The organism is Nocardioides sp. GCM10023255, assembly GCF_042653125.1.
Classification (GTDB): domain Bacteria; phylum Actinomycetota; class Actinomycetes; order Propionibacteriales; family Nocardioidaceae; genus Nocardioides.
Genome location: NZ_JBHSHU010000003.1, coordinates 179,690 through 195,678 on the forward strand (window position 1 = coordinate 179,690; position 15,989 = coordinate 195,678).

15 protein-coding genes are annotated in these 15,989 nt (G+C 72.3%); 7 read left to right on the forward strand and 8 right to left on the reverse strand.

Annotated features, from left to right (window positions below):
- Positions 1–17 precede the first annotated feature (17 nt).
- Complete coding sequence (locus ACFO9I_RS04635) at positions 18–2,042, reverse strand: protein meaA (protein WP_379178282.1); 2,025 nt, start codon at positions 2,040–2,042, stop codon at positions 18–20.
- 75 nt (positions 2,043–2,117) lie between these two features.
- Positions 2,118–2,417, reverse strand: a complete 300-nt coding sequence (locus ACFO9I_RS04640; RefSeq protein ID WP_379178284.1) for an STAS domain-containing protein — start codon at positions 2,415–2,417, stop codon at positions 2,118–2,120.
- 148 nt (positions 2,418–2,565) lie between these two features.
- Here ACFO9I_RS04640 and ACFO9I_RS04645 point away from each other — a divergent pair, with 148 nt between their 5' ends.
- The 4 genes from ACFO9I_RS04645 to ACFO9I_RS04660 all read left to right on the forward strand — a co-directional run bounded on the left by ACFO9I_RS04645 (position 2,566) and on the right by ACFO9I_RS04660 (position 5,600).
- A complete protein-coding gene (locus tag ACFO9I_RS04645) occupies positions 2,566–3,138 on the forward strand; it encodes a cob(I)yrinic acid a,c-diamide adenosyltransferase (RefSeq protein WP_379178286.1) in 573 nt (190 codons plus the stop codon).
- A gap of 75 nt (positions 3,139–3,213) precedes the next feature.
- Positions 3,214–4,005: an ABC transporter substrate-binding protein gene (locus ACFO9I_RS04650; RefSeq protein WP_379178288.1), complete on the forward strand. Its 792-nt coding sequence runs from the start codon at positions 3,214–3,216 to the stop codon at positions 4,003–4,005.
- A 37-nt stretch (positions 4,006–4,042) separates the two neighbouring features.
- Positions 4,043–4,843 carry an amino acid ABC transporter permease gene (locus ACFO9I_RS04655; protein ID WP_379178290.1) on the forward strand — a complete coding sequence of 267 codons (801 nt, stop codon included), beginning with the start codon at positions 4,043–4,045 and terminating at the stop codon, positions 4,841–4,843.
- A 4-nt stretch (positions 4,844–4,847) separates the two neighbouring features.
- Positions 4,848–5,600, forward strand: coding sequence for an amino acid ABC transporter ATP-binding protein (locus ACFO9I_RS04660; RefSeq protein ID WP_379178292.1), 753 nt, complete (start codon positions 4,848–4,850; stop codon positions 5,598–5,600).
- A gap of 10 nt (positions 5,601–5,610) precedes the next feature.
- Here the strand turns inward: ACFO9I_RS04660 and ACFO9I_RS04665 are convergent, their stop codons facing one another.
- Positions 5,611–5,820: a hypothetical protein gene (locus ACFO9I_RS04665; RefSeq protein WP_379178294.1), complete on the reverse strand. Its 210-nt coding sequence runs from the start codon at positions 5,818–5,820 to the stop codon at positions 5,611–5,613.
- Position 5,821: 1 nt separating this feature from the next.
- Entirely contained in the window at positions 5,822–7,000 is a 1,179-nt protein-coding gene (locus ACFO9I_RS04670; RefSeq protein ID WP_379178296.1) for an MFS transporter, read from the reverse strand.
- A 109-nt stretch (positions 7,001–7,109) separates the two neighbouring features.
- Between ACFO9I_RS04670 and ACFO9I_RS04675 the strand changes: the two genes are divergently transcribed.
- A complete protein-coding gene (locus tag ACFO9I_RS04675) occupies positions 7,110–7,832 on the forward strand; it encodes a hemerythrin domain-containing protein (RefSeq protein WP_379178298.1) in 723 nt (240 codons plus the stop codon).
- Between the two features lie 66 nt (positions 7,833–7,898).
- Positions 7,899–8,627 (forward strand): VOC family protein, encoded by a 729-nt coding sequence (locus tag ACFO9I_RS04680; protein WP_379178300.1) that lies wholly within the window; start codon positions 7,899–7,901, stop codon positions 8,625–8,627.
- On the opposite strand, the gene ACFO9I_RS04685 is transcribed toward ACFO9I_RS04680, so the two are convergent.
- Positions 8,624–11,980 carry a BTAD domain-containing putative transcriptional regulator gene (locus tag ACFO9I_RS04685; protein ID WP_379178302.1) on the reverse strand — a complete coding sequence of 1,119 codons (3,357 nt, stop codon included), beginning with the start codon at positions 11,978–11,980 and terminating at the stop codon, positions 8,624–8,626. The two genes, ACFO9I_RS04680 and ACFO9I_RS04685, sit on opposite strands and share 4 nt — an antisense overlap.
- Before the next feature lie 164 nt (positions 11,981–12,144).
- Between ACFO9I_RS04685 and ACFO9I_RS04690 the strand changes: the two genes are divergently transcribed.
- Positions 12,145–13,554, forward strand: coding sequence for an FAD-binding oxidoreductase (locus ACFO9I_RS04690; protein WP_379178304.1), 1,410 nt, complete (start codon positions 12,145–12,147; stop codon positions 13,552–13,554).
- 3 nt (positions 13,555–13,557) lie between these two features.
- On the opposite strand, the gene ACFO9I_RS04695 is transcribed toward ACFO9I_RS04690, so the two are convergent.
- The 3 genes from ACFO9I_RS04695 to atpD form a co-directional block, all read right to left on the reverse strand.
- The gene (locus tag ACFO9I_RS04695) at positions 13,558–14,013 is read right to left on the reverse strand and encodes a DUF2550 domain-containing protein (RefSeq protein ID WP_379178306.1); all 456 of its coding nucleotides are present in this window, start codon (positions 14,011–14,013) and stop codon (positions 13,558–13,560) included.
- Positions 14,014–14,124: 111 nt separating this feature from the next.
- Positions 14,125–14,535, reverse strand: a complete 411-nt coding sequence (locus ACFO9I_RS04700) for a F0F1 ATP synthase subunit epsilon (RefSeq protein ID WP_379178308.1) — start codon at positions 14,533–14,535, stop codon at positions 14,125–14,127.
- Positions 14,535–15,989 (reverse strand): F0F1 ATP synthase subunit beta, encoded by a 1,455-nt coding sequence (atpD, locus tag ACFO9I_RS04705; protein WP_379178310.1) that lies wholly within the window; start codon positions 15,987–15,989, stop codon positions 14,535–14,537. The genes ACFO9I_RS04700 and atpD overlap by 1 nt, the downstream gene beginning before the upstream one ends.

A 15,989-nucleotide genomic window follows, 5' to 3' on the forward strand; every position in this document is an offset into this window, starting at 1 on the left:
GCCGGGACGGTATCCGCTCAGTCCAGGTCGTTGGCCCGACGGATGACGTCGACGATCCCGCCCATGATCTCGGTGAGCCCGAAGTCCTTGGGCGTGTAGACCGCCGCGACGCCCATCTCGACCAGCCGGCGACCGTCGGAGTCGGGGATGATCCCGCCGACGATGACCGGGACGTCGCCGAGACCTGCCTCGCGGAGCCCGTCGAGCACGGCCGGCACCAGCTCCATGTGGGACCCGGACAGGATCGACAGGCCGACGCAGTGCACGTCCTCGGCGACCGCGCCCGACACGATCTGCTCGGGGGTGAGCCGGATCCCCTGGTAGATGACCTCGAAGCCGGCGTCGCGGGCACGGACCGCGACCTGCTCGGCACCGTTGGAGTGACCGTCGAGGCCGGGCTTGCCGACCAGCAGCCGCAGCCGCCCACCCTTGTTCCCGGCCAGCTCCTCACCCGTGGCCTTGACCCTGGCGCGCACCTCCGCGAGCTCGGCCCCGGCGTCGGCCACCCCGACCGCGCCGCTGACCCCCGTGGGGGCGCGGAACTCGCCGAAGACCTCGCGCAGGGTGCCGGCCCACTCACCCGTCGTGGCGCCCGCCCGGGCGGCCGCCAGCGTGGCGGCCATCAGGTTGGCGTCGGTCTTGGCGGCCTCGGCGAGCGCCGCGAGCGCGGCGGCCACCTCGGCCTCGTCGCGCTGCGCCTTCCAGGCCGCCACGCTGTCCAGCGCAGCCTGCTCGGCCTCGGGGTCCGCGGTCTGGATGGCGGTGTCGAGGTCCGCGGTCAGCGGCGAGGGCTCGGTCGTCTCGAAGGCGTTGACGCCGACGATCTTCTCCTCGCCGTTCTCGATCCGGGCCCGGCGGGCGGCGTGCGCGCTGACCAGCTCCTGCTTCATGTACCCCGAGTCGACGGCGGCGATCGCGCCGCCCATCGCCTGGACGCGGTCGATCTCGGCGCGGGCGCCCTCGACCAGCTCGGCGACCTTCTTCTCGATCACCGGGGAGCCGTCGAAGATGTCACCGTACTCCAGCAGGTCGGACTCGAACGCGAGCACCTGCTGCAGCCGCAGCGACCACTGCTGGTCCCACGGCCGCGGCAGGCCGAGCGCCTCGTTCCAGGCGGGCAGCTGCACCGCGCGCGCCCGGGCGTTCTTCGACAGCGTCACGCCGAGCATCTCCAGCACGATCCGCTGGACGTTGTTCTCGGGCTGGGCCTCGGTCAGGCCGAGCGAGTTGACCTGCACGCCGTACCGGAACCGTCGCATCTTGGGGTCCTGGACTCCGTACCGCTCACGGGTGATCTCGTCCCAGAGCTGGACGAAGGCCCGCATCTTGCACATCTCCTCGACGAAGCGCACTCCGGCGTTGACGAAGAAGGAGATGCGGCCGACGACCCTCTCGAAGTCGTCCTCGGAGACCTGCCCGGACGCCTTGACCTGGTCGAGGACCGCGATCGCGGTGCACAGCGAGTAGGCCAGCTCCTGCGTCGGCGTGGCCCCCGCCTCCTGCAGGTGGTAGCTGCAGATGTTGATCGGGTTCCACTTCGGGATCCGGTGGACGGTGTAGGCGATCATGTCGCTGATCAGCCGCATGGAGTGCTCGGGCGGGAACGCGTAGGTCCCGCGGGAGAGGTACTCCTTGATGATGTCGTTCTGGGTGGTGCCGGCCAGCTGCGCGGCGACCTCCTCGGCCGAGAGCTCCGGGTTCTGCTCCTCGGCCACCACCTGGTAGAGCGCGAGCAGCCACATCGCGGTGGCGTTGATCGTCATCGAGGTGTTCATCTCGACGAGCGGGATGTCCTCGAAGAGCCTGCGCATCTCACCGAGGTGCGGGACCGGGACGCCGACCTTGCCCACCTCGCCGCGCGCGAGCGGCGAGTCCGGGTCGTAGCCGGTCTGGGTCGGCAGGTCGAAGGCGACCGACAGCCCGGTCTGTCCCTTGGCGAGGTTGGTCCGGTAGAGGGCGTTGGACGCCGCGGCCGTCGAGTGGCCGGCGTACGTGCGCATCACCCAGGGCCGATCTTTCTGGGGACGTTCCGTCTCGGTCATGGTCCGAGAGTAGGACCAGAACTACCGGGAGGTAACCGGGCGGGCGTGTGGGATGTCCGACACGGGAAGGCCCGGTCAGGCGGGTGTGGCGGCCCGCTCGATCTCGACGACGCGGATCAGCCGGGAGAGGTGCAGCAGCCGCCGCACGGCGGGGCCGCACCCGCGCAGGGTGAGGTGGTGACCGGCGGTCCGGGCCTCCCGGGAGGCGACCGCGAGCACCTTCAGGGCGGTCACGTCGACCGCCCCCACCCCGGTGAGGTCGATGACGACGTCCTCGTCGTGACCCTCGAGGAGGTCGTAGATGGCCTGGCGGACCTCCCACGTGCTGCGCACGTCGAAGTCGCCACTGAGCACGAGCGTCGGACCGTCGGTCATGATGTCCATCGTCTGCCGTTCCCCCAGGGCCCAGAGATACCCCGGCTTCCTCGCTGTCGATGACTCTCTGTACCCACTATGACGCGCGTCACCCCCGTTCGGTTGCACCGGGTCGCGAGGAAATTCGTGTCGCGTCTACTCTCCGTGCATGGTCAACCTCACCCGGATCTACACGCGCACCGGCGACCACGGCGAGACCCGCCTGGGCGACATGAGCCTCACCTCCAAGAACGACCTGCGCCTCCAGGCGTACGCCGACGTCGACGAGGCCAACGCCCACATCGGCGTGGCGCTGGCCCAGGGCGGGCTGGAGGACGACGTGGTGGCGGTGCTGACCACGATCCAGAACGACCTGTTCGACGTGGGGGCGGACTTCTGCACGCCCGTCGTCGAGAAACCGGAGTTCCCCCCGCTGCGGATCGAGCAGGCCTACGTCGACCGCCTCGAGAAGTGGTGCGACCAGTACAACGAGGACCTGCCCAACCTGCGCTCCTTCATCCTCAACGGTGGCACCCCCGGCGCTGCCCTGCTGCACGTCGCGCGCACCGTCGTACGCCGCTCCGAGCGGTCGGCCTGGGCCGCCTTCGCCGAGCACGGCGAGACCATGAACGAGATCGCCATCCACTACCTGAACCGGCTCTCGGACCTGCTGTTCATCCTGGCCCGGCACGCGAACCGCGAGCAGGGCGACGTGCTGTGGGTGCCCGGCGGGGAGCGCTGACGCAGACCCCCGACCTTGGGGAAACGGGCCGATCGACCCTGACCTCGGGGCTCCGGCGCGCTCTAGCGTGCCGACATGAGGACTCGTGCATTCCGCGTGCTCGCGGTCGTGCCGGCGCTGGCCCTGGTGCTCGCGGCGTGCGGTGGCAATGGTGGTGGTGAGACCACGAAGAGTGGGGCCCAGCTGATCAGGAGCGGAACGCTCACGGACTGCTCGGACGTCCCCTACCCGCCGTTCGAGGACTTCGACAAGGGCTCCCCCACCGGCTTCAAGGGCTTCGACATCGACATCCTGACCGAGATCGCCAAGGGTCTCGACCTCAAGCTGGTCGTCACGGACTCCGCCTTCGACCCGCTGCAGAGCGGGCTGGCCCTGAACTCCGGGCAGTGCGACATCGTCGCCAGCGCGATGACGATCACCCCCGACCGCAAGCAGAACCTCGACTTCAGCGACGGCTACTACGACTCCAAGCAGTCGCTGCTGGTCCCGACCGGCTCCTCGATCAAGAGCATCGACGACCTGTCCGGCAAGAAGGTCGGCGTCCAGCAGGGCACCACCGGCAAGAGCTACGCCGAGGAGAACGCCCAGGGCGCCGACATCGTGAGCTTCCCCAGCGACGCGGAGATGTACCAGGCGATCAAGGCCGGGCAGGTCGACGCGCTGCTCCAGGACCTGCCGGTCAACCTCAACCACCAGCAGGACGGTGGCTTCGAGATCGTGCAGACCTACTCCACCAACGAGGAGTACGGCCTGGCGATCAAGAAGGGCAACACCGCGCTGGTCGACGACGTGAACGCACAGCTGAAGAAGATGCACGACGACGGCACGTACGACGAGATCTACAACAAGTACTTCGCGACGAAGTGACCACGCGGTCGGGCACCGGAGCTCCGGAGGGGGTCTCGTGAGACGCACCACCCGACGCCGGCTGACCAACGGCGTCCTCTACGCGATCCTCGTGCTCGCCGTCCTGCTCCTCGGCGCGCTCGTCGACTGGGGCGCCGTCCGCGCGAACTTCTTCGACAAGGCCGGCTGGGAACGCGGGGGCAACTGGGGCGACCTGATCACCATCGGCGTGAAGAACACGGTCATCTACACCGTCATCGCCTTCGTGTTCGGCTTCGCGCTGGCGATCCTGCTCGCCCTGATGAAGCTGTCACCGGTCGCGCCGTACCGCTGGCTGGCGACGGCGTACATCGAGTTCTTCCGGGGGCTGCCGGCGCTGATCGTCATCCTGGTGATGGGGTTCGGCGTACCGATCGCGTTCAACTGGCGACCGCCGGGCGGCCTGGTCGGCGCGGGCCTGATCGGGCTGATCCTGGTGGCCGGCGCCTACATGGCCGAGACCCTGCGCGCGGGCATCCAGGCGGTGCCGAAGGGGCAGACCGAGGCGGCACGGTCGCTGGGCATGGGAGCCGGCCGGACGACGGTGTCGGTGGTCCTCCCCCAGGCCTTCCGGATCGTCATCCCGCCGCTCACCAACGAGTTCGTGCTGCTGATCAAGGACACCGCGCTGCTGTTCGTGCTCGGCGTCCAGGTGGACCAGCGCGAGCTGACCACGGTCGCCAGGGACCTGCTGACCTCGGGTCCCACGGCGGGCACGTCCACCAGCCTGATCCAGGCCGCGCTGCTCTACCTCGTCATCACGCTGCCGCTCACCCGCCTGGTGGCAGCGCTCGAGAAGCGACAGCAGAGGGCACGGTGACGACATGACGGCTCCGGTGGAGCAGAGCGGCCGGGCGATCGAGGTCCGCGACCTGCACAAGTACTTCGGCGCCAACGAGGTGCTCAAGGGCATCGACTTCCACGTCGAGCACGGCCAGGTGGTCTGCGTGATCGGCCCGTCCGGGTCGGGCAAGTCGACGCTGCTGCGCTGCGTGAACCGGCTCGAGGACCCGACCTCCGGCACGATCCTGGTCGAGGGAGTCGACATCACCGACCCCGAGACCGACCTGGACCAGGTGCGCAGCCGGATCGGCATCGTCTTCCAGTCGTTCAACCTGTTCCCGCACATGAACGTGATGCGCAACCTGTGCATCGCCCAGCAGCGCGTCCGCGGTCGCAGCAAGGAGGAGGCGATCGAGGTCGCCCGGTCGAACCTCTCCAAGGTCGGCCTGGCCGGCAAGGAGGACGCCTACCCCGCGCACCTGTCCGGCGGCCAGCAGCAGCGGGTGGCCATCGCCCGGGCCCTGTCCATGGACCCCGACATGATGCTGTTCGACGAGCCGACCTCGGCGCTGGACCCCGAGCTGGTGGGCGACGTGCTGGCGGTGATGAAGAAGCTCGCCTCGGAGGGCATGACGATGATGGTCGTCACCCACGAGATGGGGTTCGCCCGCGAGGTCGGCGACAAGCTGGTCTTCATGGACGACGGCGTGATCGTCGAGGAGGGCGACCCGGTCGAGGTGCTCGCGAACCCCCAGCACGAGCGCACCCGCTCGTTCCTCTCCAAGGTGCTGTAGCCGCGGTCCCTCACCTCAGGGCGTAGGAGAGCATCGCGACGACGGCCGCCGCCGTGCACCCCGAGGTCACCAGCATGGTGCCCAGCACCGTCAGCGTCGCACCCCGGACCGCCTGGGCACGATCACCGCCGGAGGCGAACCGGCGTCCCCGCCGTATGACGCAGACCCCACCGAGGACGGACCCCAGTCCGAGGACGCCCGGGACCAGCCACCACGGCACGTCAGCCCTCCACGGTCTCCGCGACCCGGGTGGTGCGGGGCGACCGGACCGCGGTCACGCTGAGCGCGGCCGGGACCATGAGGGCGGCCACCGCGAGCAGCGACTCCAGCGTGCCGACGCGGTCCCCCAGCTGGCCGAGCAGCGGTGGGCCCGCCAGGAAGGCGGCGTACCCGATGGTCGACACCACGCTCACGCGAGCGGCTGCCCGCACAGGATCGTCGGCGGCGGCGCTCATCCCGACGGGGAACCCCAGCGAGGCCCCGAGCCCCCACAGCACGATGCCCAGGCCCACGAGCAGCCCGTGGCCGCCCCACACGACGAGCAGGATCCCGGTCGCGGCCGCCGCACTGGTCGCCCACAGCACGGGGGCGCGGCCCCACCGGTCCAGGAGGACCGGGCCGACCATCCGGCCGGTGGTCATCGCGGTGACGAAGACCGCGAAGCCCAGGACCCCCACCCAGTGCCGGGTGCCGTAGCCGTCGATGACCGCCAGCGACAGCCAGTCGTTGGCGGAGCCCTCGACGGTCGCGAAGGCCAGCACCATCACCCCCACGGCGAGGGTCCGCGGCTCCCGCCACGCCGACCGTGCCACGGAGCGGGCCTCCTGCGCAGGGGTCGGCGGCAGGAACGAGCGGCCGAGCACCACCACGATCACGAGCGCGAGCAGCCCGGTCCCGCCGAGGTGGACCGCAAGGGGCGCGTGCACGGCAGCCATCGGGATGCCCACGGCGGCGCCGACGATGCTGCCCAGGCTCCAGCCGGCGTGGAACCGGGGCATGACCGTGCGCCCGAGCCGTCGCTCCACCTCGGCGCCCTCGACGTTCATCGCGACGTCCCAGACGCCGGTCCCGAGGCCGTAGGCGAAGAAGCCCGCAGCCGTGGCCGGGACCGAGCCCAGGGCGGCGACACCGAGGCCGGCTGCCCCCAGCCCGACCGCCGTCAGCAGGCCGCCGAGGCGTACGACGGCGGCGGCCGACGTCCGCTCGATCAGGTGCCCGCTCGAGGGCAGCGCGAGGACCGAGCCGGCCGCGATCGCGAGCAGGAGCAGGCCCAGCGACCCGTTGTCGAGCCCGAGGCCCGAGCGCAGGTCGGGGATCCGCGACACCAGGGTCGCGAAGCAGAGCCCGTTGAGGGCGAAGGTCAGCGCGACGGCGTTGCGCGCGGCGGTCACCTGGGGCACCCGCCCAGTCCATCCCACCTCGGCCACCATCTCCAAGTCCGTCCCAAGCCGGTCTCAAGCGCCGGAGCGGATCGTGGTCCCACCGACAGCGACACGTGAGGAGCCGATCATGACTGCGACGCCACAGCAGGCCACCTGGCCGCGACAGCTGCGCCTCCCCGGGCAGGCCGACGCGCCCGAAGGGCCCGTCGACCTGTCCATGATGTACCTGATGCACCACGCGTTCCGGCGCGACCTCGCGGCGTTCGCGCGCGCGGTGCCCCGCACGCCGATCACGGAGCCGGCCACCTGGCGGGCCCTGCTGCGTCGGTGGGAGGTGTTCTCCGAGGCGCTGCACCACCACCACCGCGGGGAGGACACCTGGCTGTGGCCGGCGCTCGTGGCGAAGGCGGACGCCGACGAGCGGCAGGTGCTGACCGCGATGGCGGCCGAGCACGACGAGATCGACCCGCTCCTCACCGGCTGCCTGGCGGGCCTGCGGATGCTCGCCGGCGGCCACGCCAGTCCGGACGACCGCGCTGCGCTGGCGGTCCGGCTCTGCGCGGCCCGCGAGAGCCTGGGGCGCCACCTCGCCCACGAGGAGCGCGACGCGATGCGGATCCTGCAGCGGCACCTCACCCCGGAGGAGTTCGAGGCCGTCGACGCGCGGTTCGTGGAGGACCTCGAGCCGCGGCGGCTGCTCGCCCTGGTGCCCTGGGCCCTCCACGAGGTCCCCACGGACGTACGCCGCGACCTGCGCCGCAGGGCCCGGCCCGCCCAGCGCGTGGTGTGGCGGCTGACCCGACGCCGGTTCGAGCGCCTCGACCGGCGCGCGTTCCGGTACGCCGGCTGAGCGCCGGACGTCTCCCCGGCACAATCTCGTTGCGGGCCGGCTCGCGGGCCACCTAGCGTCGTGCGGGTGACCACGCACCTCCACGCCCTCTGCTTCGACGCGACCGACCCGGTGGTCCTCGCGCGTTTCTGGGCCGGCGTCCTGGGGCGGGAGCTGACCGACGACCCCGGTGACGGTCTCACCGTCCTGCCCGACGACGACTCCGGGTTCCGGATCCGGTTCCGTCCCACCCGGGAGCTGCGCACGGGCCCCAACCAGCTGCACCTCCACCTGACCAGCAGCTCGCTCGACGACCAGGCCCGGACGGTGGCCCGGGCGCTCGAGCTCGGCAGCCGGCACCTCGACGTGGGCCAGCTGCCGGAGGAGGGGCACGTCGTGCTGGCCGACCCCGAGGGCAACGAGCTCTGCGTCATCGGGCCGGGCAGCAGCTTCCTCGCCGGCTGCGGGTTCCTCGGCGAGCTGGCCTGCGACGGTTCCCCGCAGGTCGGCCACTTCTGGAGCGAGGCACTGGGCTGGCCGCTGGTCTGGGAGCAGGACCAGGAGACCGCGATCCAGTCGTCCCTCGGCGGGACCAAGATCGCCTGGGGCGGCCCGCCCGAGGCGCCCTACCCCGGCAGGGACCGGCTCCGCCTCGAGCTCGCACCACTTCCCGGCGGCGACCAGCAGGCGGAGGTCGACCGGCTCCTCTCCCTGGGGGCGACCCGGGTGGACGGGATCCGGGACGACAACGGCCGGGTGCCGATGGCGGATCCGGAGGGCAACGACTTCAGCCTCCTGAGCCCTCCGCCGTCCTAGAAGCCGTGGGTCTCCCGGATCCCGGCGAACCACCTGGCGAACAGGGGGATGTCCCACTCCTCGGCGAGCGCGGCCGCGGTGTCGGCGTGCCGGGTCGCGATGTCGGTCTCGCCGGTGGCCGCCGCGGCCATCGCGAGATAGGCGTCGACCGGGCCGCTGGCGAGGTTGGAGCCCGCTCCGCAGCTCTGGCCCGCGCAGCGCGCCAGCAGGTCGTAGCAGCGGCCGGCCAGCTCGGCGTCGCCGAGGTGGAGCGCCAGCTCGGCGGCGTGCCCCCAGCTCAGCGGGGCCGAGTGGCCACCGTGGTCGAGGTTGTCCCGGTGCTCGGCGTGCATCGCCCGCGCCCGGTCCTGCTGGCCACCACGCCAGAGGAAGACCGCCAGGGTGGTCCACATCTCGTAGCCCTCGTTCAGCTCCTCCAGCGCGGGCACGGCGTCGAGCGGCCGCCCGTCCCAGAGCCGGACGGCGATCACGGCCGCGGCCCGCGCCTCCTCGCCGTGCTGGTGTGAGATGCGGCCGGCGACCTCGCGGATCCGGGCCGCGGTCTGCTCGCAGTCGTCGAAGCGCCCCGCCATCGCCTGCCAGGGGAGGTCGAGGCCGTCAACGATCATCTCGGCGTAGGAGATCCGCAGCCGGCGGGCCTCCGTGCGCGTCAGCTCCATCGCCTCGAGCATCTCCGTCCGCCGGCCCAGCTCGCAGAGCACGACGGTGCGCAGCGTCGCCGAGACCACCAGCGCCCGCTCGTCGCCGAGCGACCGGGCCAGCTCCAGCGCCTCGGTGGCCAGGCCGAGCCGCTCCTCGGTGGTGTCGGCGTGCCAGAGGGCCATGAACGCGATCTGGTCGGCGGACAGCAGCAGGGCGGGGTCCCCGAGCCGGCGGGCCATGGCGAGCGCCTCGTCGCAGAGCGCCCGCCGCTCCTCGAAGGACGTCTGGGCCCACAGCTCGTTGCCGAGCGCGAGCATCGCCAGGCAGCGCAGCTCGCCGTCCTCCGGCGAGAGCCGCTCCAGGCTGCCGCGCAGCGCCGAGACCACCACGTCGTTGACCTGCCCCGGCGGCGCCGAGCGCCACAGGCCGTCGCGCGAGGTGGCGATGGCCGCGCGCGCCACCGCCTCGGGGTCGCGCATCTGCTTGCCCACCCCGATCGCCTGCTCGACCGCCCCGACGAGCGCGGGCAGGTTCGCCGACCAGCGGTAGGCGTCCATGAGCGCGAGCAACGCGTCGTACCGGTCCCGCAGGCTGGCCCCGCTGTCGTCGTCCATGGCCCGGAGGGCGAGCTGGAGCAGGTCCGCCGCCTCGTCGTAGGCGTGCAGCCGGCGGACGACGACGGCCGCGGCGAGCGCCGCGCGCCAGGCCCGTGAGGCGTGGGCCGGTCCGGACTCCAGCCAGTGCCGGGCCACCTCGGTCTCGCGGCCGCCCATCACCTCGAGCACGCCGGCGACCCGGGCGTGCACCCGTGCGCGCCGGCTCGCGGACATGCCGGCCCGCAGCGTGTCCCGGACCAGGGCGTGCGAGAAGAGGAACCGGTCGATGCCGTCCTCGCGGACCAGTCCGGCGGCCTGGGCCGGCTCGACCACGTCGAGCAGGTCGTCCTCGTCGATCCCGGTGGTCGCGGCCAGCGTCGGGGTGTCGAACTGGCGTCCGATCACCGCGGCGGTCCGCAGCGCCTTCACGGTGTCCTCGGGGAGCTTCGCCAGCCGGCGGGTGAGCACCTCGGTGACCGCGGTGGGCATCGTTGCCGCGAGCCCGTCGAGGTCGGCCCGATCCCCCGCCAACCGGGCGAACTCGACCAGGAAGAAGGGGTTGCCGTCGGTGCGCTCGCGCAGCTGCCGGGCCACGTCCTCGGAGACGGGCGCGTCGCTGACCCGCTGCAGAAGCTCCAGCACCGCCGGCGCCGGCAGCCCGTCCAGGGCCACCCGCACCGCGTGCCGGCGGGCGAACGACTCCGCGACGTCGGCCAGCACCCCGGTCGGCTCGGGGTGCGGCCGCCAGGTGGCGACCACCAGGAGCCGCTCGTCCCCGCCCGGGTCGGCCGTCTCGACCAGCAGCCGGAGCACCCGCAGCGTCGAGGGGTCGGCCCAGTGCAGGTCGTCGAGGACGACCACCGTCGTGCGCTCCCGCGCGGCCTCGCGGACGGCGTGGACGATGCGCTCCCAGGCGCGGAACTGGGCGCCCTCGTCCTCGGGCTGGTCCGCCTCGACCGGCGACCCACCGGGACCGTCCGGGGCGAGGGCCCCCAGCACGGCCGTCCACGGCCACAGCGGAGGAGCACCGTCGTCCTGGGAGCAGCGGCCCACGAGCACCCGCGCCCCCCGGTCCCGCGCGCGCAGCGCCAGCTCCGCGGCCAGACGCGTCTTGCCGATGCCGGGCTCGCCGGTGAGCACGGCGTACGACGGGGTGCCGGCCTCGGCGCCGGCCAGCGCCTGCTCGAGGCCGGCCAGGTCCTCCTCGCGCCCGGCGAGGGGCCAGGGCGCGACCGGTTCGGGCAGGGGTCGGGCCCGGACCGGCTCAGGTGCGGGCGCGGTCCCGGCCACCGGGGCTGCCCCGGCCTCCGGCGCGACCCACTCCAGCTCGGGATCCTGGCGCAGCACCGCGGTCTGCAGCTCGCGGAGCTCGGCAGAGGGCTCGAGCCCGAGCTCCTCGTCGAGCACCTCGCGGAGCTGGCGCAGCACGTCCAGCGCGTCCGCCTGGCGACCGGACCGGGTCAGCGCCAGCGCCCGCAACGCCCAGAGCCGCTCGCGCAGCGGGTAGGCCTTGGTGAGCGCCTCGAGCTCCGCCGCCACCGTGGCGTGCCGGCCCAGGGCGAGCTGGACGGTCGCGCGGTCCTCGAGCGCCACCGTGCGCAGCTGCTCGAGGCGGGCGCGCTCGGCCACCGCGGCGTCGGCGTCGCCCAGCTCGGCGTACGGCGTGCCGCGCCAGCGCGCGAGCGCCTCGTCGAGCCGCGTGGAGACCTCGGTCAGCTGGCCGGCCGACAGCGGCGACGGCCCGCGCCCGGTGAGGGGCTGCAGCCGCTTGTTCTCGGTCGTGACGACGGCCTCGAAGCGCGCGGCGTCGATCGCCTCGTCCGGCACGCGCAGGGCGTAGCCGGGCGCCACCGTGACCAGGACCGTGGCGGGCGCACGGCGCTCGCGCTCCGGCTCGAGGACCCGCCGGAGCTGGGACACGTAGGCCTGCAGCGTGGCCGTCACCCCGGGAGGGGGCCCCTCGCCCCAGAGCAGGTCGACGATCGCGTCCACCGACACCGGCCAGCCGCGCGAGAGGGCGAGGGCGGAGACCAGGGCGCGCTGCTTGGGCGTGCCGAGGTCGACCGGCGACCCGTTCAGCATCACCTCGACGGGTCCGAGGACTGCCACCTCCACGTCGGCAGCATAGGGACGTCGAGGACACCCCGCGTCCCCTTTGTGGGCCAAGGACCCACGCGGGACCGGGCCCGGGCCTGGGCTCCAAGTCGGCTCGAAGTCTCCTCCAAGTGTCCGGCGGCACGGTTGCACCACCGATCACCAACGAAGGAGCAACCCCTGTCATGACCATCGAGCTGACCCAGTCCCCCGCCTCCGCGCTCCGCGGCCTGCTCGGCGACCGCATCCACCTCCCCGGCGACCCCGGGTACGACGCGGCCCGCACCCCCTGGAACTTCGCTGTCGACCAGCGCCCGGCAGCGGTCGCCTTCCCCCGGACGGCGGCGGAGGTGTCCGCGGTCGTGCGCGCCGCCGCTGACAGCGGCCTGCGCGTCGCCCCCCAGAGCACCGGGCACAACGCCGGACCGCTCGCGGCCCGTGGGCTCGACGACGTCGTGGTGGTGCGCACCTCCGAGATGGGCACCGCGATCGCGGACCCGGCTCGCGGCATCGTGCGCGTCGAGGGCGGTGCCCTCTGGGAGCCCGCGGTCGAGGCGGCCGCCGCGCACGGCAAGGCGGTACTGCACGGGTCCTCCCCCGACGTCGGCATCGCCGGCTACTCCCTCGGCGGCGGCATCGGGTGGTACGCGCGCAAGCTCGGCCTCGCCACCAACAGCCTGACCGCGGTCGAGCTGGTCCTCGCCGACGGCAGCCTGGTCCGGGCCGACGCGCACACGGACGCCGAGCTGTTCTGGGCGCTGCGTGGGGGTGGCGGCAGCTTCGGGGTCGTGACCGCTCTCGAGTTCCGCATGTACGACGTCGAGACCGCGTACGCCGGGTTCCTGATGTGGGACCTGGAGCAGGTCGAGCCCGTGCTGCGCACCTGGGCCGCGTGGGCGCCGGGCGCACCCGACGAGGTCACCACGTCGTTCCGGGCGATGCGGCTGCCCCCGATGCCCGACCTGCCCGAGTTCCTGAGCGGTCGCGAGCTCGTCGTGATCGACGGCGCCGTGCTGGGCTCGGACGAGCTGGGCCGCGAGCTGCTGGCGGAGCTGCGGGCCCTGCGGCCGGAGATGGACACCTTCGCCCGGGTCCCGGCCAGGTCGCTGGTGCGGCTGCACATGGACCCCGAGGGCGGAGCGCCCTTCGTCTCCGGCAGCGCGATGCTCGAGTCGTTCCCCGACGCCGCCGTCGACGCGTTCCTGGCCGAGGTCGGACCGGGGGTGGAGACGTCGCTGCTGATGGCCGAGCTGCGCCAGCTCGGGGGTGCACTGGGCCGTCCGCACGAGGGAGGTGGCGTCCTCACCCATCTCGACGCGTCGTTCGTCACGTTCGCCGGCGCGATGGCGATGACCCCGGAGATGGGAGCGCAGGGTCACGCGGACGCCGCGCGGCTCGGCGACGCCCTGGCGCCGTTCGCGAACGGAAAGGAGTACCTCAACTTCGCCGAGAACCCGGTCGACCCGCGGGCGGCGTACGCCGACGGGGTCTGGACCCAGCTGAAGGGCATCCGCAGCGCCGTCGACCCGCACGGCGTCTTCGCCGCGAACCACCCGGTCCCGCGGCTGTGGGAGGACGGCGCACCGACGGCGTGAGGCCTACGCCGGGCGCGGGCCCCGGGTCCAGTCGGTCCCGGGCGGGCCGGCCTCGAGCCACGACTGGAAGCCCATCAGCGAGGACGGGTTCATCGCGAGCTCCACGTCGCCGGTGGGGGTGGTGCACCGGATCACGACGTGGTCGGGATACAGCGACATCTGCTCGACGCCCTCGGGCTGGCGGCGCCCGTCGAAGGAGAGGGTCTGGCGCTGCCAGACCCTCTTCGGGCGCGGGGAGAGGGAGAAGATCCGGAACCACTCGAGCGTCTCGCCCGAGTAGCGACCGAGCCCGAGAAGCCAACCGCGCCCGGCCCTCTCGGGACGGACGCGGTAGCTGACCTCGAAGGTGCCGCCGTTGCGGGACAGCACACGGCGCCGCACGATGAGCGCGACGCCGTAGAGCAGGACGAGGAGGAGCAGGGCGCCGGCTGCGTCGAGCAGCCACTGCCACACCGGCATCCGTCGCCTCCTCCTCACACCTCGTCCGCGAAGGTGCTCACCCTAGCGGGCAGCAAGAACAGAGCCGGCCCCGGGTCAACCCGGGGCCGGCTCCGTGTTCGACGGTGTCGGTCAGGAGGCCTTCTCGGCCGCCCGGACCCGCGCCTCGGCGCGCTTGAGGCGCTCCTCGGCGTCCTCGCTGTCGCTGTCGGCCTCGGCCGCCTCCAGGTCGGCACGGGCCTGCTCCACGTTGATCTCGTGGGACAGGGCGGTGTGCTCGGAGAGGATCGAGACCCGGTTGTTGGCCACCGAGAGGAAACCCCCGTCGACGGCGGCGACCAGGTCGTCGCCCTCCACCGCGCGGATCTCCACCACGCCCGGCACGAGCAGCGACAGCAGCGGCGCGTGGTTGCGCAGCACGCCGACGTCGCCCTCGGTCGTGCGGGCGATCACCATCGTCGCCTGGCCGGACCACACGGTCCGGTCGGCGGCGACGAGCTCCACCTGCAGCTGGTCGCCCCGCTCTGTCGTCGACTGGGCCATCAGAGGTTCTTCTGGATCTCGGCCCACTTCTGCTCGACGTCGTCCAGACCGCCGCACATGAAGAAGGCCTGCTCGGCCACGTGGTCGTACTCGCCGTCCGCGATCTTGTTGAACGCCTCGATCGTGTCGGCGACCGGAACCGTCGAGCCCTCGATGCCGGTGAACTGCTTGGCGACGTAGGTGTTCTGCGACAGGAACCGCTGGATGCGGCGAGCCCGGGACACGATGATCTTGTCCTCTTCGGAGAGCTCGTCGACACCGAGGATCGCGATGATGTCCTGGAGCTCCTTGTTGCGCTGCAGGATCTGCTTGATCCGGATGGCGCAGTCGTAGTGCTCCTGCCCGATGTACTGCGCGTCGAGGATCCGCGAGGTCGACGTCAGCGGGTCCACCGCCGGGTAGATACCGAGCGAGGCGATCTCGCGCGAGAGCTCGGTGGTCGCGTCGAGGTGGGCGAAGGTGGTCGCCGGAGCCGGGTCGGTGTAGTCGTCCGCCGGCACGTAGATCGCCTGCATCGAGGTGATCGAGTGACCGCGGGTCGAGGTGATCCGCTCCTGCAGGGTGCCCATCTCGTCGGCGAGGTTGGGCTGGTAGCCCACCGCGGAGGGCATGCGGCCGAGCAGCGTCGACACCTCGGAACCCGCCTGGGTGAACCGGAAGATGTTGTCGATGAACAGCAGCACGTCCTGGCTCTGCACGTCGCGGAAGTACTCCGCCATCGTCAGCGCGGACAGCGCGACCCGCAGGCGGGTGCCCGGCGGCTCGTCCATCTGGCCGAAGACGAGGGCGGTCTGGCCGATGACGCCGGCCTCCTCCATCTCGACGATCAGGTCGTTGCCCTCACGGGTGCGCTCGCCGACACCGGCGAACACCGACACACCACCGTGGTCCTTGGCGACTCGCGCGATCATCTCCTGGATGAGCACGGTCTTGCCCACGCCCGCGCCACCGAACAGGCCGATCTTGCCACCCTGGACGTACGGCGTGAGCAGGTCGATGACCTTGATGCCGGTCTCGAACATCTGGGTCTTCGACTCGAGCTGGTCGAAGGCCGGCGCCTTGCGGTGGATGCCCCAGCGCTCGCTGACCTCGAGCTTCTCGTCGCCCTCGAGGTTCAGGCACTCACCGAGTGCGTTGAACACGCGGCCCTTGGTGACGTCGCCGACGGGGACCGTGATCGGCCCGCCGGTGTCCTTCACCTGGGCGCCACGCACCAGGCCGTCGGTCGGCTGCAGCGAGATCGCGCGGACCATGCCGTCACCGATGTGCTGGGCGACCTCGGCCGAGAGGATCTTCTTCTCCCCGCCGAGCTCGAGCTCGACCTCGAGCTTGTTGTAGATCGCGGGCATCGAGTCCACGGGGAACTCGATGTCGACGACCGGACCGATGACCCGGGCGATGCGACCGACGCCAGCGGAGCCGGTCCCCTGGGTCTCTTCGACAATGGCAGTCAT